The 21,690-nt window shown below is 40.5% G+C and carries 23 protein-coding genes; 1 reads left to right on the forward strand and 22 read right to left on the reverse strand.

Going from position 1 to position 21,690, the window contains the following annotated elements:
• Positions 1–11: 11 nt before the first annotated feature.
• The 13 genes from IGI44_RS13185 to IGI44_RS13245 all read right to left on the reverse strand — a co-directional run bounded on the left by IGI44_RS13185 (position 12) and on the right by IGI44_RS13245 (position 11,328).
• Positions 12–995, reverse strand: a complete 984-nt coding sequence (locus IGI44_RS13185) for an ABC transporter ATP-binding protein (RefSeq protein ID WP_438788182.1) — start codon at positions 993–995, stop codon at positions 12–14.
• On the reverse strand, positions 996–1,988 hold the full coding sequence (locus IGI44_RS13190) for an ABC transporter ATP-binding protein (protein WP_438788183.1): 993 nt from the start codon (positions 1,986–1,988) through the stop codon (positions 996–998). It lies immediately after the preceding gene.
• A gap of 392 nt (positions 1,989–2,380) precedes the next feature.
• Positions 2,381–2,815: a hypothetical protein gene (locus IGI44_RS13195; RefSeq protein WP_438788184.1), complete on the reverse strand. Its 435-nt coding sequence runs from the start codon at positions 2,813–2,815 to the stop codon at positions 2,381–2,383.
• A gap of 245 nt (positions 2,816–3,060) precedes the next feature.
• Entirely contained in the window at positions 3,061–3,798 is a 738-nt protein-coding gene (gene dagF / locus IGI44_RS13200; protein WP_438788185.1) for a 2-dehydro-3-deoxy-phosphogluconate aldolase, read from the reverse strand.
• Positions 3,799–3,838: 40 nt separating this feature from the next.
• The gene (locus IGI44_RS13205; protein WP_438788187.1) at positions 3,839–4,927 is read right to left on the reverse strand and encodes a DgaE family pyridoxal phosphate-dependent ammonia lyase; all 1,089 of its coding nucleotides are present in this window, start codon (positions 4,925–4,927) and stop codon (positions 3,839–3,841) included.
• Positions 4,917–6,023, reverse strand: coding sequence for an amidohydrolase/deacetylase family metallohydrolase (locus tag IGI44_RS13210; RefSeq protein ID WP_438788188.1), 1,107 nt, complete (start codon positions 6,021–6,023; stop codon positions 4,917–4,919). Before IGI44_RS13210 ends, IGI44_RS13205 begins: the two co-directional genes overlap by 11 nt.
• Positions 6,024–6,038: 15 nt before the next feature.
• A complete protein-coding gene (locus IGI44_RS13215) occupies positions 6,039–6,731 on the reverse strand; it encodes a DUF4310 family protein (protein ID WP_438788189.1) in 693 nt (230 codons plus the stop codon).
• Between the two features lie 127 nt (positions 6,732–6,858).
• Positions 6,859–7,638 carry a DUF4311 domain-containing protein gene (locus IGI44_RS13220; RefSeq protein ID WP_016181015.1) on the reverse strand — a complete coding sequence of 260 codons (780 nt, stop codon included), beginning with the start codon at positions 7,636–7,638 and terminating at the stop codon, positions 6,859–6,861.
• Between the two features lie 20 nt (positions 7,639–7,658).
• Positions 7,659–8,009 (reverse strand): DUF4312 family protein, encoded by a 351-nt coding sequence (locus IGI44_RS13225; RefSeq protein WP_438781957.1) that lies wholly within the window; start codon positions 8,007–8,009, stop codon positions 7,659–7,661.
• Positions 8,010–8,021: 12 nt separating this feature from the next.
• Positions 8,022–8,375, reverse strand: a complete 354-nt coding sequence (locus IGI44_RS13230; RefSeq protein ID WP_438781956.1) for a glycine-rich SFCGS family protein — start codon at positions 8,373–8,375, stop codon at positions 8,022–8,024.
• 18 nt (positions 8,376–8,393) lie between these two features.
• Positions 8,394–8,726 carry a PRD domain-containing protein gene (locus tag IGI44_RS13235; RefSeq protein WP_438788191.1) on the reverse strand — a complete coding sequence of 111 codons (333 nt, stop codon included), beginning with the start codon at positions 8,724–8,726 and terminating at the stop codon, positions 8,394–8,396.
• On the reverse strand, positions 8,723–10,576 hold the full coding sequence (locus tag IGI44_RS13240; RefSeq protein ID WP_438789000.1) for a BglG family transcription antiterminator: 1,854 nt from the start codon (positions 10,574–10,576) through the stop codon (positions 8,723–8,725). The genes IGI44_RS13235 and IGI44_RS13240 overlap by 4 nt, the downstream gene beginning before the upstream one ends.
• 317 nt (positions 10,577–10,893) lie before the next feature.
• Entirely contained in the window at positions 10,894–11,328 is a 435-nt protein-coding gene (locus tag IGI44_RS13245; protein WP_438788193.1) for a MerR family transcriptional regulator, read from the reverse strand.
• A gap of 113 nt (positions 11,329–11,441) precedes the next feature.
• Here IGI44_RS13245 and IGI44_RS13250 point away from each other — a divergent pair, with 113 nt between their 5' ends.
• Positions 11,442–12,413: an alpha/beta hydrolase gene (locus tag IGI44_RS13250; RefSeq protein ID WP_438788194.1), complete on the forward strand. Its 972-nt coding sequence runs from the start codon at positions 11,442–11,444 to the stop codon at positions 12,411–12,413.
• Positions 12,414–12,712: 299 nt separating this feature from the next.
• Here the strand turns inward: IGI44_RS13250 and IGI44_RS13255 are convergent, their stop codons facing one another.
• The 9 genes from IGI44_RS13255 to IGI44_RS13295 all read right to left on the reverse strand — a co-directional run bounded on the left by IGI44_RS13255 (position 12,713) and on the right by IGI44_RS13295 (position 21,679).
• The gene (locus IGI44_RS13255; RefSeq protein WP_438781953.1) at positions 12,713–13,618 is read right to left on the reverse strand and encodes a magnesium transporter CorA family protein; all 906 of its coding nucleotides are present in this window, start codon (positions 13,616–13,618) and stop codon (positions 12,713–12,715) included.
• Positions 13,619–14,151: 533 nt separating this feature from the next.
• Complete coding sequence (locus tag IGI44_RS13260; protein ID WP_438788196.1) at positions 14,152–14,547, reverse strand: type II toxin-antitoxin system RnlB family antitoxin; 396 nt, start codon at positions 14,545–14,547, stop codon at positions 14,152–14,154.
• 72 nt (positions 14,548–14,619) lie between these two features.
• Positions 14,620–16,038, reverse strand: a complete 1,419-nt coding sequence (locus IGI44_RS13265; protein WP_438788197.1) for a ribonuclease H1 domain-containing protein — start codon at positions 16,036–16,038, stop codon at positions 14,620–14,622.
• Positions 16,039–16,227: 189 nt separating this feature from the next.
• On the reverse strand, positions 16,228–16,941 hold the full coding sequence (locus IGI44_RS13270; RefSeq protein WP_438788198.1) for a helix-turn-helix domain-containing protein: 714 nt from the start codon (positions 16,939–16,941) through the stop codon (positions 16,228–16,230).
• A 27-nt stretch (positions 16,942–16,968) separates the two neighbouring features.
• Positions 16,969–17,703, reverse strand: coding sequence for a helix-turn-helix domain-containing protein (locus tag IGI44_RS13275; RefSeq protein WP_438788199.1), 735 nt, complete (start codon positions 17,701–17,703; stop codon positions 16,969–16,971).
• Between the two features lie 61 nt (positions 17,704–17,764).
• Positions 17,765–17,980 carry a hypothetical protein gene (locus IGI44_RS13280; RefSeq protein ID WP_438788200.1) on the reverse strand — a complete coding sequence of 72 codons (216 nt, stop codon included), beginning with the start codon at positions 17,978–17,980 and terminating at the stop codon, positions 17,765–17,767.
• Between the two features lie 26 nt (positions 17,981–18,006).
• Positions 18,007–20,184 carry a WxL domain-containing protein gene (locus tag IGI44_RS13285; protein WP_438788201.1) on the reverse strand — a complete coding sequence of 726 codons (2,178 nt, stop codon included), beginning with the start codon at positions 20,182–20,184 and terminating at the stop codon, positions 18,007–18,009.
• Positions 20,181–20,612 (reverse strand): LPXTG cell wall anchor domain-containing protein, encoded by a 432-nt coding sequence (locus IGI44_RS13290; RefSeq protein WP_438788202.1) that lies wholly within the window; start codon positions 20,610–20,612, stop codon positions 20,181–20,183. The genes IGI44_RS13285 and IGI44_RS13290 overlap by 4 nt, the downstream gene beginning before the upstream one ends.
• Positions 20,609–21,679: a DUF916 and DUF3324 domain-containing protein gene (locus tag IGI44_RS13295; protein WP_438788203.1), complete on the reverse strand. Its 1,071-nt coding sequence runs from the start codon at positions 21,677–21,679 to the stop codon at positions 20,609–20,611. The genes IGI44_RS13290 and IGI44_RS13295 overlap by 4 nt, the downstream gene beginning before the upstream one ends.
• Between the last annotated feature and the right edge of the window lie 11 nt (positions 21,680–21,690).

Consider the following 21,690-nt stretch of genomic DNA (forward strand, 5'->3'; position numbering starts at 1 on the left):
TTTACTAAAAGTTATTCCTCTTTATTATGTAAATGGCAAGCCACAAAATGATTGCCTTTTACTTCCAATAATTCAGGTACCTCAGTTTTACATTTCTCCATCGCGAAAGGACAGCGGGTATGGAACTTACAGCCCTTAGGCGGATTCGCTGGACTTGGCACATCGCCAGTCAATACGATCCGTTCGATTTTTTCTTTATCGATCGTTGGTGCTGCTGAAATCAAGGCTTTGGTATAAGGATGCAGCGTGTCATTGTATAAAGCATCCCGATCTGCCAACTCTACGATGTTTCCCAAATACATCACGGCTATCCGATCGCACAGATGATAAACCACTCCTAAATCATGAGAAATGAAGAAATAGGTCAGATTCATCTGCTTTTGCAGCTCTACCAACAAATTGATGACCTGTGCCTGAATAGATACATCCAGAGCTGAAACAGGCTCATCACAGATAATGATATCCGGCTTCAATGCCAATGCCCGAGCAATCCCGATTCGCTGCTTTTGTCCTCCAGACATCTCATGAGGATAGCGATGTTTATACTCTGGTGCTAACCCAACCATCGTTAATAAACGATCGATCTCCGCTTCAATCTCTGCTTTCGTCATATCTTTCTTATGGTGTATCTGGAAGGGCTCTGCCAAAATACCGCTGATTTTGTTCCGCGGATTCAGACATGCCGACGGATCTTGAAACACAAGCTGGACCTTTGAACCAAACGCTACCTTTTCCTTGCGATTCTTGAAGGCGCTGACATCTTGTCCGTCAATAATGATCGTTCCATCCGTGATTGCCCCAAGGTTCAACATCGTTTTGCCTAGCGTACTTTTTCCACAACCACTTTCGCCTACGATTCCAAATGTTTCCCCTTTTCTAACCGTCAACGATACATCATCAACAGCCTTCAATGTTCCCTTTTTACCTTTACTGTCGCGGATCTCGAAATATTGTTTGACGTGTTCCATTTGAATAATCGGTTCTTGCGTCATCATCTACGTCGTCACCTCGGTCTCTTCTTCCGTTGAATACTTAAAGCAACGGACTTTGCGTCCATTTTCAATCGTTGCGATTGCTGGACGTTTTTCCTTACAAATAGCCATCGCATAGGGGCAGCGAGGATGAAAGCTACAGCCTTTAGGCATCTCATTTAACTGAGGAACCATGCCTTCGATACTGCTCAACTTCCCTTTTTTATCATTGATATTCGGAATCGCCGCAATCAACCCTTCGGTATAAGGATGCTTAGGATTGTCCAATATTTCACGAATCAATCCTTGTTCAACAACCTTCCCGGTATACATCACGATGACTCGATCGCAGATTTCCGATACCACGCCTAAATCATGAGTAATCAAAATAATCCCCATCTTGAGTCGTTCTTTTAATTCTTTCAATACTTCTAAAATCTGGGCTTGAATCGTTACATCTAATGCTGTAGTCGGCTCATCCGCAATCAACAGCTGAGGATCACAAGCAAGCGCCATCGCGATCATTACCCGTTGCCGCATCCCACCAGACATTTGATGAGGATATTCATTGAAACGTTGTTCCGGCGCAGGAATACCAACTAGCTTCAGCAGGTCAATCGCTTTTTCTTTTGCCTCGGTTTTTGAAATATCCGTATGGATCAACATCGATTCGATAATCTGTTTCCCACATTTATGAAGCGGATTCAAAGAAGTCATCGGCTCTTGGAAAATCATCGCCAAATGATTGCCCCTAAAATGCTGCTTCTCCTTTTCTTTCATAGCGATTAGGTCGGTTCCTCTAAACACAGCTTTTCCAGTGACTGTACTGGTTGCTTCATCTAATAGCCCCATAATGCTCAAAGACGTTACACTCTTCCCGCTGCCACTTTCCCCAACGATCCCTAATGTTTCATTTTCATTTAATAGAAGCTCTAAATTATTTACGGCAGTTACTTCTCCGTTATAGGTACGAAATTTGACCGTAAGCTCTTCGACCCGTAGCAGTTCTTTCTCCATAAAATAATTAACTCCCTACTTTTAAAATTTTAAATTATGGTTAAAAAATAACTGTAGATTCTAATTTTAAAATCGCCCAGTCTCTGTGTATTTATTCAGAATATTCGAAAAATATTTTATTTTTTGATTATACCAGTTGACAAAAGATTGTCAATATAAAGTTTTAACGACTCTTTTTGAAAATCCAGCAACCATAACTCTCATCGGCATTATCCCAAAATCATTAACTTTATTATGAAATTATGATGAGCGTTTCTAATCTAAAAAAACTGAATTATTTTATCACTCACTTTATGACTAAAACATCCTACTCGAAATAACAAAACAAGAGCCTTTGACAGTCAACTTTTAAAAAACTGTCAAAGACTCTTGAGTCACTATTTATTTAAGGGTTACATTAACTTCTCAAACCGACTTTCGATGACTCCTAAATGCAATTGATTGAAATCTCTAAAGGATTGACATGGCGCCTTAGCTTTATCACAGTCTTCTGCAATATAGAGTGGTTTGAAGCCTAGCTTTTTTGCTTCTTCTAGCTGTTCTAGAGAATTCGAAATGAAATTGACCTTTTGATGAGTCAGCTCCACCTGTAAAAAATCGACTAACCCATGAGGAACCGTTCCAGCTTTTTCACCATTAATAGAAAAATCTAAATAATCTGCTAAGTGATGTTCCAACAAAACCTGATTCATCATCGCTTGATCATAGAAAACCATGCCAATTTGTTGTTTGCGACTTTTCAGATAATCTAGTAATTGATGAACTTTCGTTTGATCTTCTTCCCGTAAAAAAATACTCTCACTTGAAAATACAAAAGTTTCAATCATTCCGCTTCCTCCTACTCTGTTTCGTTTGTGCACGAATTCACTAATCGCACGAAAAAAAATTGTTTCTTGTTTTCTCAGCCCTGATAAGAACAACTATAATTTTGTTCTTCAAGTTGTCTACTAACTTACCTCATTTTTGAAGCGCTGTCAAATCATTGTCGGCTATTCTTCAACCGTAGTTATCACTTTTATGCAGAAATAAAAACAGCGAAGAGCATCGCCGCAGCCATGCTCTTCTGATCTATCTATAGGAGGTTTTTTACCATATCTAACAAAGCTTTCACATCTTCTGGTCGTGTATCCCCAGTTTCAGAATCAATGATTGAACTGTAAACATGAGGAATTACTTTCGTTACCCCAGCTTCAAGGGCAATTTTAACGATCGCTTGGAAATTATCCAGGTCAATCCCGCCTGTTGGTTCTAAATAGAAATCATTTTCTGCACAGGCTTTTGCGACTGCCTCGTATTCTTCTTTATGAGCAAGACCCTTCATTGGGAAATACTTGACCGAGCTTCCACCCATGTCTTTTAATAGAGCGATCGCTGTCTCAATAGGTACGATGGCCTCTGTTGTTTGAGAACTTAGCGGTCCTGTCGCGATGTTCACATAGCCGACTTTACCACACGGGGAAACCAGTCCATTGATTACCGTCTCAGTCTGTCCCAGCAAAGCGCGAGAAGTCCCGACACCAGTAAAGACCTGATTCACATGCTGCGGCTGCAACACACCAGAAATCCGTGAAACCATTTGACTCTGGTTAGGATCGCCGGCACCAAGGCCGACTGATAAGGCGTTCTCTGTTGCTTCCTGATACTTTTTCATATCCTCAATTGCTGCCTCATCACTGGCGTAATTTTTAGACAGTACTCCTAAGACAACGTGTCCTTCTGCTGCTTCATAACAAGCACGCGCATTTTCGACAGAATTTGCCAAAACATTTAAACACACACGATCTTGATAATACTTTGGGGTTAATGACATTTAGATTTTCTCCTTCTAGTTATAATTTGGTCTGATATCCTTACATGATTTCTTTTAGCCGTGTAATGATACTTCCTAATTCTTGCTCATTTACAGAGCGGATATCAAACTCGATAATGCCATTATTGGCTTGATATTCTCGGGTATAGATGGCGGGACTTTCTAACTTTAGTTCGTTGATCACATCCACAGCCGATTTACTTTGTACCTTTACACTGGCACGATAAATGTCTCTTCCTGCACCATCTTGAACGATTTTGGCCTCGAGTCCATCAATTTTATTGAGCTCATCGATAAACGACTTTAAGCGTTGCTTCATCGACTCGCCTGATTCGCTGCCATTTTGCAAACGATCTTCCAAAGCTTGAGTGAAGCCTAGGATATTCTCTTTTCCGATCTTCATGGCCCGACCGATCCCTTTACCCTGGAGACGTACCCATTCTATATGGTTCTTTTTACCAATTACCAAACCGCTGCTAGGTCCTTCAATGGCTTTTGCCCCTGAATAAATGACCAGATCTGCACCAGCTTTACTGTATTTATATAGGTCCTCTTCCGCAGCGGCATCAACAATTAAGGGGATTTGATGTTTCTTAGCAACTGCCGCAGCATCAGCAACCGTCAGCATGCTTTTTTGGACTGTATGATGGCTCTTAATGTAAAGGACTGCCGCAGTATTTTCGGTAATCATCATTTCTAGTTGTTCAGGTGAACAGCCATTGGCATAACCCGCTTCAACAATCTGACCACCACCTAGACTGACCATGATCTCCACCGGCGTTCCGTAGTCGACATTGTGCCCTTTTGGTAACACAATCTCTCTTTTCTTAATGTGTTCGGTATAGGGATGATACGTATGGTACATACTCCCCTGTCCAATAATTGCCGCAACAGATTGTGCGATACCCGCGGAGGCTGAAGATACGATCTGAGCATCTTCTACTTCCAAGAGTTTTGCCAAGTAGGCCCCAGTTTGTACAAACAGCTCACTCATCTCAAAGAAATGTTGTCCGCCAAAACGTTGCGCAGCTAAGACATTTTCTGACACTTTTGATACGCCTAAAATCGTCATTTTCCCGGAAGCGTTGATGACTTCCTTTAAGCCAAATTTGTCATAACTAATTGTCATAGATGGCGCCTCCAATAATTGTTTTCACAGGTTTAATTAGCTCTTTTGCTGTTCGAGTATAGCCATTTGAATCTGTCAGTATTTTTTCACCGTTCGATACATCAAAAATGGTTAAATCAGCGTCAAATCCTGCAGCTAATCTACCTTTTTTCTCTAAATCGAAGTATTTTGCAGGAACACTGGTCACTTTGTCCAGAATCTCTTCCCATGAGTAGCCTACTACTCGAAGTTTTTCCATTGTTGTTGCCAAATCGTAGACTGGGCCATTCTCGCGATTGCGATGGTAGATGTCAGTACTAATTGATGTGGCTTTGATACCTGCGTTTAGCGCGACCTCGGCAACATGGAAGTTAAAGCTATCCGTACCATGACCAATATCAAAGACAATCCCTTTTTCATACCCTGCTTTGGCAAAATCCTTGATTTGATCCGTTTCCTTGTCTAAAATTCCATTTGGCTTCCCATTAAAGCAATGAGTCAATATGTCACCTTCCTCCAATACCGCTAAAATTTCTTTCAGCTCTGGCGGTGCCGACCCAATATGGATCATTAATGGTAGGTTTTGATTTTCCCGCTGAATATTTTTGGCTAATTCCAGCGGTGTAATCCCATTTTCACCAATAACCGTCTTACTCATTCGCGCCTTGATCCCTACGATAAATTGCGGAAGCTCCTTCAGTCGATCATGGACAAGATCAGCTTGAATCTTCGTCAAATCAGCTAATTCGTCTTGTTCAACAATGCCCCATTTTGAAATATTGATGAGCGCATAAACATTGGTTTTCACTTGTTTAGTCAGTTCATAAAAGTCACCAATGTTTTCCGCCCCTGTCGTTCCTGCATCAATTACCGTAGTGACCCCTTTTTTCACACCGATTTCATCAGGGTAATCATAGTACAGAGTCATTTTTTCATAGCAATGCACATGATCGTCGATCCAGCCGGCAGACAAATAATGCGCTCCTGCTAAGTCGATCACTTTTTCCGCTGCTGCCTCAATTGTCGTATCTACATTTAAAATCACACCGTCTTTGATCGCGACTTCGACCCTTTCGCCATTGATTTGCTTGCCATTTTTGATTAATAAGTCAAACATCCTCTAGCCTTCTTTCTACTGCAAAGCGACCGGGAAGATTGTACCAAGTACCATCGCTCCAAGAATCGCGCCACCAGCTACAGGTTTCTTCCACGCATAAAACCCTAATGCTCCCAACGTTGCGCCGATCCCGATCGGAATTGATGCACCACAGGCACTCAAGATAATTAATGGACCTAAGAAGCGTCCAGATGAATTGCCGGCCCCCATCATGACATCCGCACCAAAAGTCGAGTTCGCTTGATTGATTGTGAACTTACGAATCAAAATAATCACGCCGCCGACTAACAAGCCTAGAACAGCACCAGTTAGTAATGACAAGGCAAAGTTATCAATTGGTGCGCGAATTCCCATACTTAAGAAAATCGCAGGAATTCCAATACCGATTCCTGTCAAAATAGAGCCGCCTAAATCCAGAATTCCTACCAGCGATCCTTCTAAAATCCGGGCAAACAAGAAACTTGCACCAAATGCTGCAGCTGCACCATAAGAACCGCCATCTAGCCCAGCCTTCAACATCGCCACGATAGATACTTCATTAAATGCACCTACTCCGTGTACCACATACATATGCGTTCCAGCGAAAACCGCTGCCGCCATAATTCCCACAGTGATTGGAAACGCCCAATCTGCATACCAGAAACTTTTCGCTTTTTTCTCTTCAGATAGCATCACTTGTTCTCTCTCCAATTCCTCAGTGTTATCCATTTGTTTCCCTCCTATAATGAATTACTTTTCAAAAAAAGTATTTTTCTCATCACATATTCAAACCGCTTTATCTAGTTAATACGCTATCCAACAACTTTTTCAACTAACCACTAAATTAAAATTGCCCCTAGCTCAACCCAAGCATTTTATGGATGTTTTCCAACCAGTTTGGTGCTTGTAATTTGAAGCTTTCTAAGACTTGCAGATCGAAGCCGCGGAAGAAGCCACTCAAGACGAATAGCAGGATAATTGCTCCCATCATCATCTTCGTTACTTTTGACCAGCCGATCTCGTCGACGCCTTTACCGATCAAAATCCCTAATACAACACCAGGAACGGCATTTCCCATGATCAATTGAGCGATTCCGCCAAATAGCGTTCCCCAGAATCCTGTGCGTTTCCCTGCATCTAACGCTGCCAACCAGAAAATGACTGGCATAACGACATTAATCAAAGTTGTTGCTGCTGGAACCAATACGGCTACGGCAGTTACTTGTAGTGCTTCTGGAATCGCTGCTGCAGTTGAATTTAAGAAAGCAACAACAAGTGCACCGACAACAGCACCCACGAAGCCCATTTTTCTCGGATCATGCATCGTTTCTGAAACATTTTTATTTTTCGCTAATAAGACCGAAGCTGCCCAATTGGGAATGATTCGATGCGTCACATCCTGAGTAAATGCTCCTGCTCCAACCGTTGAAGCCCAAGCATTAAAGAAAAAGCCGAGTCCAAATGAGAAATGCGACGCAGGGTCTCCCATACACGCATTCATTTCTCCCAAGGTACGAAAGGCACCCAACCCTTGTGTACTTGGGGCATGGAACATACGCGCCGCGCCCATTGAGGCAGAAAAGCCCAGTAAGCCGCCAATGATGATTGATTTAATTAAGATAACTGTAAACTCCACTATTTTTTTCCTCCCTTTATTTATATTTTCTTGGAAATAACTGGTAGTTGAATGCCATCAGGATCATCTGTTGCTTCCTGTGCAAATGCCACTTCATTGACTTGAAGGGTTGTTACATTAACTGTCACTTCCAACTCCACATGATAGCTCGTTCTTTTTCTTGGAAAGAAGAAAAAGAGGAAGCGTTCCTTATAGGTCTTTTCAACTGCCTTAATGACTTCTACTTCGATCGGTTCAATGCGTAAAATGACCTCGGATTCCTGCATCATTTTCTTCTGGATATCTCCTAAGGCACTGGCAAATGCATGCTGTTTGGAATCGCCTTTGCCTTCGACTGTCACGATGACTTGTTGGCAATCTTGAATACTCATTTACTCATCTCCCTAATTGTGTTTCTTTTCAAAAGCTTCCACTAGACGTTTGCCTAATTCTTCCACATCCATAAAGCCGAAACCTAAAACTGTTTTGCCATCATTGATTGCAGTGACGCCTTCTTCAATGGATCGCATACCGTGGCGTTCTGGATAGCCATATTTAGTTGAAGCTGTCAGTGCGCCTGCTCCGCCGCTGCCACAGAATGAAATCCCCATATCCGCATTTTCCTGCTGCATCACATCACCCAACCGCATATCAGCGCCCATCCCTGGAACAACGACTGCTCTTCCGCCTGCTGCTTCGACACCTTTTGCTACGTTTTGTCCTTTACCCATTCGGTCTGCAATTACTACTGTGATCATTTATTTTTCCCCCTATAATTAATTTTGTTTGGCTGTTTCAAAATGAATAGATAACACATACATCTCGTCTTGCGATAAATGGCCGATTTTCTTCACGACACCATCTGCTAAATGCAACGCTTCTTTTGACACTTCACTGAACATTTCTGGGTCCACTTCTGGAATCGTTTCTTGCTCCTTCGAACGCTTTAACATTTCATTTAAATGATTGATCAAGATTGTCCACTGTAGTTCAGTCGGTTCGATTTTCGCTATAATAAGTTCCTGCTTCAACCAATCGATTAATTCTTCTAGTTCTTTTTGATGCTCACTGGTTGAAATGATTTGTAATGCCTCTCCAGTCACGGTCATTGACTTCCTCCTTTGATATAAGCAAATAGAGCATTGATTTCTGATTGATTAATCGCTAGATTGTGTTCGGCAAACAGCTGCTCTATCTGTTTGTTGTATGACGTAGAAGCAATGAACGCTTCATCTGTCTTGTTTCCTTCCATCATATATTGCTGATCAAAGGTAATCCGATGAACCATTAAAAAGACATGCAGTAAGAAGGCTTCACGATAATCTTGATTCAACTGCTCTTGAAATAGCAGCAACAATTTCTCGTAAATGGTATACGCTTGCAATATTAATTCCTTACTGAAATCTTCTAATGAGGTTCTATTTCCTGCCGGTTCTAATCTCAATTTTCTGCTGCCTTGTTGCGGTGAGTGATTCAGGATTTTTTTGACTGCTTGTTGGATTTTCTCCAAATCCTGTTTTGTTGGCAGTGGATGTACTTTGACGAATTCACACGTCATTCCTTCAATTGGAAAAATACTGATGACTAACTCCGGTTCTTTTTGCTTAATGATCTCCTGGGCATTTAGTACTGAAGCAAAAGCCGCAATCTCGATATTCGAGAGCTCCTCCGAAATTTTTTGCTTGATCAAACTGGTCACCCCTAAGCCCGTCGAACAAACATAGACCGCCCGAACACTCCGCAGATCGGCCGCCTTTTCGTAAGAAACGAGAAAGTGCAACGCGATGTAGGCAATAAAGGAATCATTAATTAGCAAGCTTTTCCCTTGTATCTCTCGCCGTACAACTTTTTCAATGGCAGCGAACAATTCGGGATACTTCGCCTTGATATCATCCTTAAACGGGTTATACTCATTCACGAATTTCTGTTTGCGGGATAACCGCATCGATAAATGCGCATATAGATTCGTCAACAGCTGCGGATCATTAAAAAAAGGATAGTGAATCTTTTTACTCACCTTCTGAATCAGATTCTCCGTCAGAGTCATGACATCCTGCTGCAGATCATTTTCAAAGGTATCGCTGTAAATATAGCGATATTCATCTTCGAATAAGGGCAGCTGATAATGTGCAAAAACTTGCTGCATCAATAAGTAAGAGAGTTCCTGCTGCTCTTTTGGATCATTCAGCAACTGATAACGACCGATCGTGTACTCGTTTTGCAATCGGACTGTAGCGATCGCCACGCGAATCAACATGTTCAGCAACTCTGCATAATTCAATTCCGCGGTATCAATCTGCTTCAACAGCTGCCGCATATCTGCAAGGACTTGATTAAAAACTTCTTGAAACGCTGTCCCCTTAGCTGAATACAGCTCATAGCCTTCTTGCTTTTCACTTTGCAAAAGCAGATCCATGATTTTGTAGATGTCATAATCCGTCAAATCCTTTTGCAGCACCTCTTCGATTAACAATCGGACTTGATGCTCTGGACCAGTGATCAAAAAACCTTTCCGCGGTAATCGTTCAAGCGTCATTCCCTGCTCTGATAACCGCTGCTCTAAAAACTCTAAATCATTCAGAATCGTATCCTTACTGACCATCAAACGTTCCGCTAATTCAAAAGAGGTAATTGCCTGATTTGTCAGCATCAAGTAGATACTCAGCCGATCCAAACGCAAGGTTTGATCCGCATACAGCTCTAGGCGATCAACATCCATCAGCTCACTTTTCAGCTTGATTCGTTCAGAATCACTCAGCGTCAACCAAACACCTTGGCTTCTTTTGCTCGCTAACTCTTGATTTCTTTCCTGAAGCCACAAACGAATGTTTTCTAAGTCATACTTAATTGTGCGTACGCTTACATTCTGCTGATCAGCCAACTCTTTCGTGGTTCTTGGTTGTGAATCTTCAAGTAATTGAAGCAATACTTGAATCTGTCGTTTCGTCATCTGTTGCATCATGCTCTCTCCTTACACGTTTAACTATAGTGATTAATTTCTTCTTCAACAATATGAAATGATTGCACTTACTCTAGTGCAAAAAGTCTTTATTCCATAGGAAATGCCGGATTCTATTAAAAAAATAGAGGAAAAAAAGACACATTGAGTGGAAATAGCCCACTCCTTCATTGCACTAATCACTTTATAAAGTTATCATCTTTTCTCCTTGATTTGGATCATTATCCAAAATATTTTTTTCTGATAAAAAACTTCAATAAAAAAGACACGTTCCACTCTATAGGGAATCGTGTCTGTTTAAAAGACTTCATAGATTGTTAATGAGATCGCTCGTAATGAGCTTTGATCGTTATCGGTAGTTCCTCTGGTGTAAGCGCTTTGAGTCTATCTTCATTACCCATTTTCATCGCTTCATCATAGTACCAACACTTATAATGAATCATATCGAGAACTCTATTTAATTTTGCTATCTCATCTTCCACAGCTGCTTTTTGTTTTTCGAAAAGTTCCCTTCGCACTTCGAAGGTCTCACTTCCCTGTTTGCTCCACTCCATGAATTGTTTAATGTCCTTAATTTCTAAGCCAGACTTTTTTAAACACTCAATGACTCTAAGAGCTTCTAACTCATTGTCTGAAAATTTTCGAATCCCCGATTCTCTCTGAATCTCCGGAAATAATCCTTCTTTATCATAATATCTTAGTGTAGAGACAGGGAGATCAAACATTTGAGACACTTGGCCGATTGTATACATAGAATTCTCCTTTCTTTTTCACTTTCCTTCTTGACCTAAAGTCAGGTTTAGGTATTAACATACTAATATACCCAATCAGAACTTGTCAACTATCTATTAAAGGAGTGAAAATTATGGTACAAGATTTAACAATGACCCCAGAATGGGATAAAGTTTTTCTAAAAAGTGAAAAAATCAATCATCGTAAAGTTACTTTTCAAAATCGTTACGGAATCACATTGGCAGCTGATTTGTATGAACCAAAACAAAGCAATGAAAAACTAGCAGCCATCGCAGTGAGCGGACCTTTCGGCGCTGTGAAGGAACAATCATCCGGCCTCTATGCTCAGACGATGGCAGAAAAAGGCTTTTTGACGATGGCTTTTGATCCCTCATTTACAGGAGAAAGTGGCGGATTTCCGCGGAATGTCGCCTCACCCGATATTAATACAGAGGATTTTCAAGCGGCCGTTGACTTTCTATCCCTTCAGGAAAACGTCGATCCAAAAAAAATTGGGATCATCGGAATCTGCGGTTGGGGCGGCATGGCGCTAAATGCTGCAGCCATCGATACACGGATCAAAGCTACCGTGACCGCTACCATGTATGACATGTCTCACGTAAACGCAAAGGGATATTTTGATGCACTCGATGAGAACGCTCGATACGAGCTAAAAGAAACCTTGAATACCCAACGGATTGAGGATTATAGAAATGGAAGCTACGCATTAGCTGGTGGTGTCGTTAATCCATTGCCAGAAGATGCTCCACAGTTTGTAAAGGATTATCATGCCTATTACAAAACTGCTCGCGGGTATCACACCCGATCGCTGAACTCCAATAACGGCTGGAATATCACTTCGGCATTATCCTTCATGAATATGCCGATCCTGCACTATAGCAATGAAATTCGAAATGCGGTATTGATGATTCATGGGGAAAACGCACACTCCCTCTATTTCAGCCAGGATGTCTATAAGAAATTAACTGGTAAAAATAAGGAATTAATGATCATTCCAGGCGCTTCTCATACCGACCTATACGATCAAATGCCCCTTATTCCGTTTGATAAAATGACGATTTTTTTCAATACATCTTTTAACTAAAATGGCAATCATCGATGACAAAAATCCTTCGAGAGCACTATTACAACGTGTTATCAAAGGATTTTGTCATCAATTTATTTACCCTATAGTCCAAACCGTTTCTGAACATCAGAAAGAACGATCGTTCCATTCTTTTCAGTTCTTTAAGTTTTTCAACGAATTCCAGACTCGTTTTTATCCAATCATAGTTATTGGTACGTCTTATTCATGACCTCATTTTGTCAAGAATAGGATTGGTAGGAATCACTGAATCCAATACTATTCTTAGCGATCACCTCACAAAATTCCCCACTCACTCGTTACTTCATCAATCGTCTCAACACATAGGACAACCCCAGCCACAAAAGCAGGCTGACAATGATTGTAATCATCCAACCAAAAGCGTTGTGCTCAAGCGGCAAAGGCATGTTCATACCAAAAAAGCCGGAGACAATTGTAGGAATGGTTAAAAGGACAGATAACACTGTCAAAACACGCATCGTATCATTCAAATTATTGTTCAAAACATTGTTATACGTACCAGATAATTGCTGTAAAATTTGCGAAGATAGCTTCGTCATCTCCACCAATTGCTGCGCTTCGATCAAAACATCATCCAACCGTTCCTTTTCCTGATCACTTAAACGACGATAGATACCATGGCTTTTGATCTGCTGCACTAATAACACATTTTGCCGCGAAGCCGTCACGAAATAAACGATCCCTGTCTCTAAATCTGATAATAGCAATAAATTCTGTTTGGTGGTCTTTTCCTTTAGTAGGTTACTAATACGCTTCCGATCACGATCCATCCCCTCGACAAATGGAAAATACTGATCCGAAACAATGAAAAGACTGCCAAAGAGCAGCTCAAACAGCGTGCTCTCAGGATTTTTCTCCAAGTAACTTTTGATTTCGAAATACAAGTATTTATTCTGCTGATTCGTCACCGTAATCAATGTTCGATTAACCACGATGAACGTCATCGGCACCGTTTCATAATGATTGTCAATCTTACGCCGATTCGGCGCATTAAAGATCAGCAACAGTACATCGGTGGTTTTGTCATAATCTAGATGAGCCCGTTCATTGCGGTCCAAGGAATAATCCACAAATTCTCGATCAATCCCATAATCATGATAGAGATTCTTTAATTCGTCCGTATTTTCCGCATCGATATTGATCCAACTGCTCATTTTATTGTTGAAAACTTCTTTTGTATACATAAGCCTGTCTCCTAGCCGTCATTAAGGTCGTCTGCATTTTATCATAGTATCAAATTTTTCGCATGAATAGATTCAGAAAATTGATTAGCGTTGCTTAAAAACAACAAAAAGTAATCCGTCATATCCTTTAGCGGGGACGACGAATTACTTTTTTGTTAAACCCATACTACCGCCTTGAACGGTCTGTATTAAGAGAGGTTGTTAGTACAAACATTAACTGAGGTAACTATGGAGAAAAAATTAAGAAGCTTAAAAGAGATAAGTTCCAGAATATAAAAATCAGATCAAAAGACAAGTTGTAGGAGAAACGATCATTTCGTCTCTCCTTTTAGTTTACATATCTATCAGAATTATCATAAAATTGTAAATTATCGATTATCACAATAATTTACAATTTTATGATAATAAGCACAACTACTTTATCTCTCAATGCTAAAGTCGTATACAAAAAAGCACCCCCCTCCTTCATTCCAAGGAGAATCGGTGCTCACTTACTCATTTCGATACTTCAGAATTTACCCGTCACGGGAATTTTAAATCGATAAGCCATGTAATAGTAATTTCTTTTGACTTTTATTCAGAATTGAATTTGCAATTATCTCAGGATATTCTCGATACATTTCATTTGCCATGCGACGTATATCATTTTTCCTATCCAAATTAATTACAACGCCGGAGTTATCTATCACCGTACCTTCAACAATCTGATACTTGATAAAACGATCTTTGGAGTTACCAACATGAAGCATTCTATCAAGAATAATTTCTCCAGAAAAATCACGCTCAAATAATTTTTCATTCTTCAAATGGTAACTTGGAGACGTATATGATTTAAAAATCAATAAGAACCTTTGTTCAGCACTTTTACCTAAATCTAAACTATCAAAATACCGAGAATGAGATTTTTTTTCATCGTGAACTGCCATCATGTTAATTCCTCCTTTCCTATCTATTATATCATGATCGCTCATCAAATCTTTTTCAACAAATTTGCTTTTTATTTAATGGAAAAGCAAATAATACCTATCAAATAGTTTGAATCCCTCACTCAAAACATCTCTGGCTTCCTCAATTGTTTCTAAGACTCTGGTCTCTTCTGATTCTTCATCCCAATGAAATAAGGTATGCCTATTTACTTGATAGAAATTATATAATTCATTCAAATAGGTGCATTTGTTTGTATCATCAAACTTTTCCGCATGAGCTTCTTGTAACCTATAAACATTTGCTGTATCACAATCAAAATAACCGAAAAAATTTGTACCTTTAGAAGTTACTGTACTCAAGCCAATTGATCCGAGAATATCATGTAAAAGAAAATCTATTGATCTAAGGATTGGCATAGGCAAGTCTGAATAATCATACCGCACCGCATCAATAGTTAAATTGTATGCCGCCTGTCGTAAAGTCTTATCCAGTTTACTAGACATACGCTTGTAGTTAGGTAACTCGCTATTGAATTTCTCCTCAACGATGTTAATATCAATTTTTATACTATTAAAAGCGTTAAGTGTTTCAACAACTTCCTCATCACTTTCGCATAATTGTATCAACAAAGTCAATACATATTGCATAAATGAAGAATCTTTCCCTTGAACGACTGTTCTCCCAGTATCGTAACAATTTATAATAATTCTATCTTTCTCAGAAGTTAAAATATAATTAATACAACCTTTTTTCTCTCCATTGACACGTAAGTCAAAGCCTGGATTCTCCTCCTCGATTAATTCATAGACCATTTCTAACTCGTCACGATCTATACCAAAAATTGTGACCCCACCATCCCTATTAGTTCTTATACCTCTCTTAAGCAAAGCGCTTTTTGCCAGTTTATCAGCAACTTCATTAAAATTAACTCCCGAATGAGCTTTCACCTTTTTAAAAATGACTCTTATATCTTGTGATGCTTGTCTAAACATCGTAACGTAGTCCAGAGAGACAGGTTTCTTCGCTTTCCATTCACCCGTCGCCCAAAACTCAATACCTTCGTAATCATATGACACAATAACTTCAGTATACCCTTCTTCCTTTGCCCAATTTATTGCATCTATACATGCGAAAACTTCACCTGGAACTTGATTAGAATTTACATATCTCTCATCAGTCCCAGAAAATGAACGTTTTTGTATCGGCTCATCATTTTTTACTGCAACCCAACCAGATCCATAAATATTTTCCTCTGGAGAATACGAACCATCAACAAAGACTTCAATATAATTCTTTAGTTTGTTATCAATACTTTCAGACAATTCTTCTATCTGTGTATTTTCCGCTCCTTCTAAATATTCTATTGCCGCTTCTTTAGAAGGGAAAGACTTGAATTTTGCCCCCGAATAACCTTTCACTTGTTTTTCTGCATCTGACCAACTTTCATAAATCCCCGGATTATATCCCTCTTTCACCGCATAATATTTCACCACATATCCCCACCTTTCCCTAATGAATGTTCATTTTTGCAAAACCTCTAAAATAAAGGTACTCATAAATTAAGAAATTACTTTTCACAACTTAAATAAAAAGAACTGTTCATTTATTTTTTTAAACATGTTTACAACAAAAAAGCACCCACTCCCTCATTTCAAAGAGAATCGGTGCTCATTACTAAACGATTACTCATTCCCATACTTTAACCCTTCTGAATCAATATACACCTGCTCGTACACCCGCTCATCCAATCGATACCCTTGTCCCCAACAAGTCTCGATGATTGGGCCTTTGATTCCCTGATCGGTTAATTTATTTTTCAAGTGCTTCACCATCACCGATAGCTGAGACATACTGGAATTTGTCTTGTCTCTATTCCACATCCGTAGACACAATTCCTGCCGTGAAACGGTTTGTTTTTGATACTCATAGAGAATCTGGAAAAGCTTCAGCTCACCACTGCTCAAGGATAAGGCAGTCAGCGGTCGCTTGCTTTCTGACTTAGGTAAGTAGACGATTTTTTCACCATTTCTAACCTTGTCGCCACTTAACTTTTCTCTCAGTACTTCAATGGATGGGCAGCTTTCGATCCAATCAGTAATTCCTAATTCCTCCCATTCTTCCAGCTGTGCCTCTTCTAGTTGCTCGTCGGATTTTCGGAAGAGTGGGATCGAATAGGCTTTTAATGCGCGAACCAATTCTTTTACTTCGGCATTTGCGATCGTCTCGCTTAAGATGATCTGTTGGAAAATACGGATAAACTCGTGGTTTGTATTCTCCAATAGGCAAAGGTCGATCAATCGTTTAGTGGTAAACACTTCATGCCCTAATTGCCGCAGCCGTTCTTCAAAGGACTGTTCATTCAATGGATTATTGGTAAATAATAAAATCTGACTCATGGGTTATTCCTTCTTTCTAGTGACTTTTTACGTATGGCTAGTGTGAAACTCGCCCTTTAACAAACAGTGATAAAAATAGGTGTTCAACTGATACCCTTCACCCCAAACCGTCATCACCGCATCCTTGATTCCATAAGCGTCTAACACTTTTTTCCGAATTCTCGTAATCGAGGAGGGTAACTGACTTAGTTTGGAATGTTGATTCTTTGAGCGCCAGCCATGACACAGCTCTTCTCTGGGTAAAGACAAATCCTTCGCCGCGACTAACCGATTGATAATATCCTTTTCCAGCTTCGTGAAATGAATATCGGAAAAACGAATCGGAAAGGCTTGTTTCTTCAGCTCCGAGAATGGCGAATCGCCATAAAAGGGCTGAATGCGTTGCTCGTCAAGGAAGGCTGATTGATTCACGAACGATTTGTGGACCAATTTTTCTCGCAGGCGTTCCAATGAGGCATTTGCCAAGATCCAATCAGAAACAGGCCCATCAGATACCGCCCCTTCAGACGGTTCTTCCCCAACGATTCGCACCAAACACTCCGAGCCGACCGCTTCCCCAAATCGTCTCACTTCCTGATCCGAAAGCGTCTCACTTAAAAAGAGCCATTGAAAGGAGTGGATGAGTGGATCAATGATCCCTGACTGCTCCCAGTTTTCCCAAATAGACACCGACACCAGCACTTCGTAATTCAATTTTTGGAGCTGTTCCTGCAAGTAGTGCTCGACAGAAATATTTTTCGTTAAGATCAAGAGCCGATTCATGTTCCACCTCGATGTTTTAGATTGATATGTACAAACCGCCCGAAGATTCGAGCGGCTTTTTTTACCCGTTTAACTGATTCTGAATCAGGACATACAGACTGATGCTCAATCCGATCCAGACGATCGCTAAGAGAAACATCCCCCAATTCGCAATCAAATACGTTCCTTTTTTCTGTTGCGTCTGCTCACAAAAACTCAAATCTTTGACTAGAAAGAAGATGGCGAGAAGCAGCACGAGCACACCCATCCCCGCAGATAGCCAGACATAATTGTACATAGATACCCTCTCTCTCGGTTCTTACTTTATGGTGCTGTCGTTAAAGTCCATTCCATATCCGCTTGATAAGACAAGCCGGCAATACCGGAATGGGCCATTAACTCTAGTTCAACCCCATTGCTATCATATTCTAGCTGATAAACCCCTTGATTCGTTCCATTCGTAAAGGCGACTGAGTTATTATCAGATGGAATGCTTACTGAGCCTGCTAATACTAGATTTGCAAAATTCTCGTTATGCTTGTTATAATTTTGCACTTCCATCAACACACCATTTTTCAACTTAATTGTCGTGGTCGTTGGCAATGTCTTTGTTCCACTCTTAAATTGATCAAGCTTCGCTGTTAAGCTCCAGTTGCCATTACTTTCCATATCCATGAAACGGATATATGGATGGTAGCCAGACTGATACGCTGTCGTATCAAGTTTTTTAGTTTGTGCGAAAGGCTTCACTTCGACTTCACCAAATTTGAAATTAGGAATATTGATTAAACCGGCATTCCCCAATGGTTCCAAGTTCGGTTCATCAGGATCATCGATCCGGACAAAATTCTCAGCCGTGACAGGTGTTGGGATATTCCCTGCTACTTCAATTTCTGCTGGTAACACTTGATTCACTGCATTCCCGTTAGTAGTCATCGTTGTAAAAGTAATATCCGCATAGTTGTTCAAACCACCATTGGGAATGGTAATCCCAGTCAAATTTACACCAGTGGCCCAATCGCTAGGACTAAAAGAGAAAGTCTGTGCTGAACCGCCTGCTGGTGTAACAGTCACTTGAACAGGATTCTCTAAACCAGTTGACCAATTGCTCGTAGATTTTAAAATCAAATCTTTCAATGGCGCATTTCCAGTATTCGTCAGACGTGATGTCCAAGAAACATTGCTATTGTTGTTCACGATCTTAGGTGTTGGTGTCAGGTCAAGACTTGCGGTTGTTTTACTTAACTTATAGATATATTCAATAGTTGTATCACCAGGAATATTTCCTGTGGTAGCAGTCGTTCTCTTTGTTCCTGCTGGATCAGTATCATACTTCCAACCGACATATTCCCAAGAATCTCCCATACTATCCGTTTTTGTGTCACCGATTGTATGCGGGATTGTGAATGGCACATCCTTCTCTACATCTTGTGGTGCACTTGGGTCCCAAGTAGCATCGATTTGCACACCTGATTCATCCACATACTTTTCGGTCAGCTTAGCAGCTAATGAATAAACAACTGTAATTTGACTCTCTTGATCAAAATCTAGAACAGAAGAATCCGTATAATCCACTGTAATACTAGGCGGATTAGCTTGATTTAACGTGCCTGGCTTTGTTGGTCCTTTGTAGGAACCCTTCAACATGTATTTTTTTCCACCAGTAGTATAACTAGTTGGTACTGGATTTAATGTATGAGTATACTGTTCCGCATTTGCATAAGTTAGTTTCCCTTGCGTAAACCCTGATGGTGGTGTGATAGTTACACCTGAATCATCAACAAAATTCTCTTTCACTTGATAAGGTGTAGCAACAAAATGAATTTTTTGCCCCGATAGGTTATATGATGTAGTATGGTAGACACCATTAGTATTCCCAAATCCACCACCTATTTGCATTGAAGCGAATTCGACGGTTGGCCGATTGTGCTCACTTGTTATAAAAGTTGACTCTTTCCAAACATGGGTTCCATCTCCTAAAATTGTGAACTTATTATTGGCATCTGGTAAAGGATAATCCTTATTTTCATAAGTTAAAATTGACGTCCAATCAGGATTGTATTTACGCCCATCTGAATGAAATGTCTTAACAGACCCCAGAGAAATTGTCTTAATATATTTTTTAGGCTTAACACGAAGATTGGTATAATAGATATAGCCATAATTTCTCTGCGAAAGTGGATCAAGGTAATCAAACCAATTTCCTATATCAAACATTCCATAGCTGTGATAATATCTTCCGTTTGTTGGTGTAATAGCTATATTCTGAGCTCGAACATTATTGATCAGCGGATTCCAGTTTTCATCTTCAATATCAACTAAGACTTGAGCATCATTATAGGCTGATCCATCATATAATTTTATGTCAAAGTCCAGTGCAAGATTCCTTGTAAAATTTATTGGTGTTATTGGAGCTGCCTGCACCTCCTGACTTATCCCAAAACTTCCCAAAAGCACCAACAAAAATCCAATTTTCGCAAACTTCTTACTTAATATTTTCATACCTTCTTCCTCCTATTCCTTCTCAAATAGAAGAAGGCAAGAACAACCATCCCCATACCAATCCAAGCAAGATTCTGACTGATAAACTCTCCTGTTTGCGGCAAGACCTTGCTGGCGGCATTCGTCACTGTATCCCAATAAGTTCTACCGCTGCTGCCACCTCGATCATTGGTTATCGGTAATACTTGTGCTTTACTGCTAGATTCAATCGTAGCACTCGGCTCTGTGGAACTGCTTGAACTACTGGAAACTGTCGATGATGTGGTGGTTGGTTCAGTTGAACTTGATGAACTGCTGGTACTATTTGGATCATAGAATCCAACACCCACTGGGGACTGCCCTTCAAAAGTTGCGGCATAAACAGACGCAAAACTAACGCTGAGACAAAATAGCCCTGTGGCTAAATACAACCCGATTTTTTTCTTCACTCGTCTCCCTCCTTCGCTTTCTTTCGCTTTATGAGACGTAGAATTAAGAACAGCGCAAGAATCACAGTCAATAGAATGGCACCATAAAAGGCAGTCATCCAGCCCTCAGGAATAATCACACGAAAGGCGGTTTGCTTGTTCATCTTCTTCGCCATTTCCCGTGTAATGGTAAAGTCTTCTTTAAACTCCCAGCTTTTCGTTTTCCCCTTCACTTTTCCAGTAAAGGTATATTCCCCAGCTGCAACCTCCAACATTCCCCAATCGATTTGAAAGGGAAAGACGGAATTCGGTGCAATTTTGAAATCCTTAAGCGAATGCTTCGCAATCACCTTATCACTGCCCTTTTTCGTAATTTTCCCTTCCGCTTCTAACTCCTCCATCGCTTCTGGATGAGGATTTTGGATCGATGCTTCGAGAACTTTACTGCCATAGTCAACCTCTGGATTCAGCGCAGTTAATTTCAACTCCGTCTCACCGTAAATTGGCTGGTCGGCATTTTCTGTCAACACCATTCCGATCGCATAACCATAGGTGTTTTTCACCGACATTCCTTGCTCGGATTCATCCTCATCATCGGATTTCAATGAAATGCGGATACCGCCTAAAGAAATACCCGAAAAAGGTTCTGTCGGCACATTGATATCGATCTCGGCTTTTCCTTCTGAATAGCCTTCGACACTGACTTCTTTATTCTTAGGCTTGGCAATGTTTGTGATCGGCATCTGCATGCTTTTATCCGCTGGCTTGTCTCGCTCATCGTAGGTGATCAATCCATTTTTATTGGTGGCTGCTCGAATGACTTCTACTCGATAGGTTTGTTTTTCCGCAGAACTATTGAAAATTTTAACCTCAACCGTTTGTGTTCCTCCCGGCTGCACCAATAAATGATAGAAACTAATGCGATCATTGATTTGGTTATCAGGCAACACGGCTTGCACCGTAAACCCTGCACGTTTTTCATTTTCAGTCATTCCTTGGGTATTCTCGGTTTCATCGGCAAAAGCGGTTCCGCCAAAGAAACCCATCAACCCTATCAAGAGACTTAAGATTACTTTTGTCTGTTTCATCAGGACTCCTC

It is taken from the genome of Enterococcus sp. DIV0756 (genome assembly GCF_051710745.1).
GTDB lineage: Bacteria > Bacillota > Bacilli > Lactobacillales > Enterococcaceae > Enterococcus_A.

What these genes read in the sequence shown, in the direction of transcription:
- IGI44_RS13185 (WP_438788182.1), bottom strand. Translation starts at nt 995, where the DNA reads ATGATGACGCAAGAACCGATTATTCAAATGGAACACGTCAAACAATAT.
- IGI44_RS13190 (WP_438788183.1), bottom strand. Translation starts at nt 1,988, where the DNA reads ATGGAGAAAGAACTGCTACGGGTCGAAGAGCTTACGGTCAAATTTCGT.
- IGI44_RS13195 (WP_438788184.1), bottom strand. Translation starts at nt 2,815, where the DNA reads ATGATTGAAACTTTTGTATTTTCAAGTGAGAGTATTTTTTTACGGGAA.
- dagF (WP_438788185.1), bottom strand. Translation starts at nt 3,798, where the DNA reads ATGTCATTAACCCCAAAGTATTATCAAGATCGTGTGTGTTTAAATGTT.
- IGI44_RS13205 (WP_438788187.1), bottom strand. Translation starts at nt 4,927, where the DNA reads ATGACAATTAGTTATGACAAATTTGGCTTAAAGGAAGTCATCAACGCT.
- IGI44_RS13210 (WP_438788188.1), bottom strand. Translation starts at nt 6,023, where the DNA reads ATGTTTGACTTATTAATCAAAAATGGCAAGCAAATCAATGGCGAAAGG.
- IGI44_RS13215 (WP_438788189.1), bottom strand. Translation starts at nt 6,731, where the DNA reads ATGGATAACACTGAGGAATTGGAGAGAGAACAAGTGATGCTATCTGAA.
- IGI44_RS13225 (WP_438781957.1), bottom strand. Translation starts at nt 8,009, where the DNA reads ATGAGTATTCAAGATTGCCAACAAGTCATCGTGACAGTCGAAGGCAAA.
- IGI44_RS13230 (WP_438781956.1), bottom strand. Translation starts at nt 8,375, where the DNA reads ATGATCACAGTAGTAATTGCAGACCGAATGGGTAAAGGACAAAACGTA.
- IGI44_RS13235 (WP_438788191.1), bottom strand. Translation starts at nt 8,726, where the DNA reads ATGACCGTGACTGGAGAGGCATTACAAATCATTTCAACCAGTGAGCAT.
- IGI44_RS13240 (WP_438789000.1), bottom strand. Translation starts at nt 10,576, where the DNA reads ATGCAACAGATGACGAAACGACAGATTCAAGTATTGCTTCAATTACTT.
- IGI44_RS13245 (WP_438788193.1), bottom strand. Translation starts at nt 11,328, where the DNA reads ATGTATACAATCGGCCAAGTGTCTCAAATGTTTGATCTCCCTGTCTCT.
- IGI44_RS13250 (WP_438788194.1), top strand. Translation starts at nt 11,442, where the DNA reads ATGGTACAAGATTTAACAATGACCCCAGAATGGGATAAAGTTTTTCTA.
- IGI44_RS13255 (WP_438781953.1), bottom strand. Translation starts at nt 13,618, where the DNA reads ATGTATACAAAAGAAGTTTTCAACAATAAAATGAGCAGTTGGATCAAT.
- IGI44_RS13260 (WP_438788196.1), bottom strand. Translation starts at nt 14,547, where the DNA reads ATGATGGCAGTTCACGATGAAAAAAAATCTCATTCTCGGTATTTTGAT.
- IGI44_RS13270 (WP_438788198.1), bottom strand. Translation starts at nt 16,941, where the DNA reads ATGAGTCAGATTTTATTATTTACCAATAATCCATTGAATGAACAGTCC.
- IGI44_RS13275 (WP_438788199.1), bottom strand. Translation starts at nt 17,703, where the DNA reads ATGAATCGGCTCTTGATCTTAACGAAAAATATTTCTGTCGAGCACTAC.
- IGI44_RS13280 (WP_438788200.1), bottom strand. Translation starts at nt 17,980, where the DNA reads ATGTACAATTATGTCTGGCTATCTGCGGGGATGGGTGTGCTCGTGCTG.
- IGI44_RS13285 (WP_438788201.1), bottom strand. Translation starts at nt 20,184, where the DNA reads ATGAAAATATTAAGTAAGAAGTTTGCGAAAATTGGATTTTTGTTGGTG.
- IGI44_RS13295 (WP_438788203.1), bottom strand. Translation starts at nt 21,679, where the DNA reads ATGAAACAGACAAAAGTAATCTTAAGTCTCTTGATAGGGTTGATGGGT.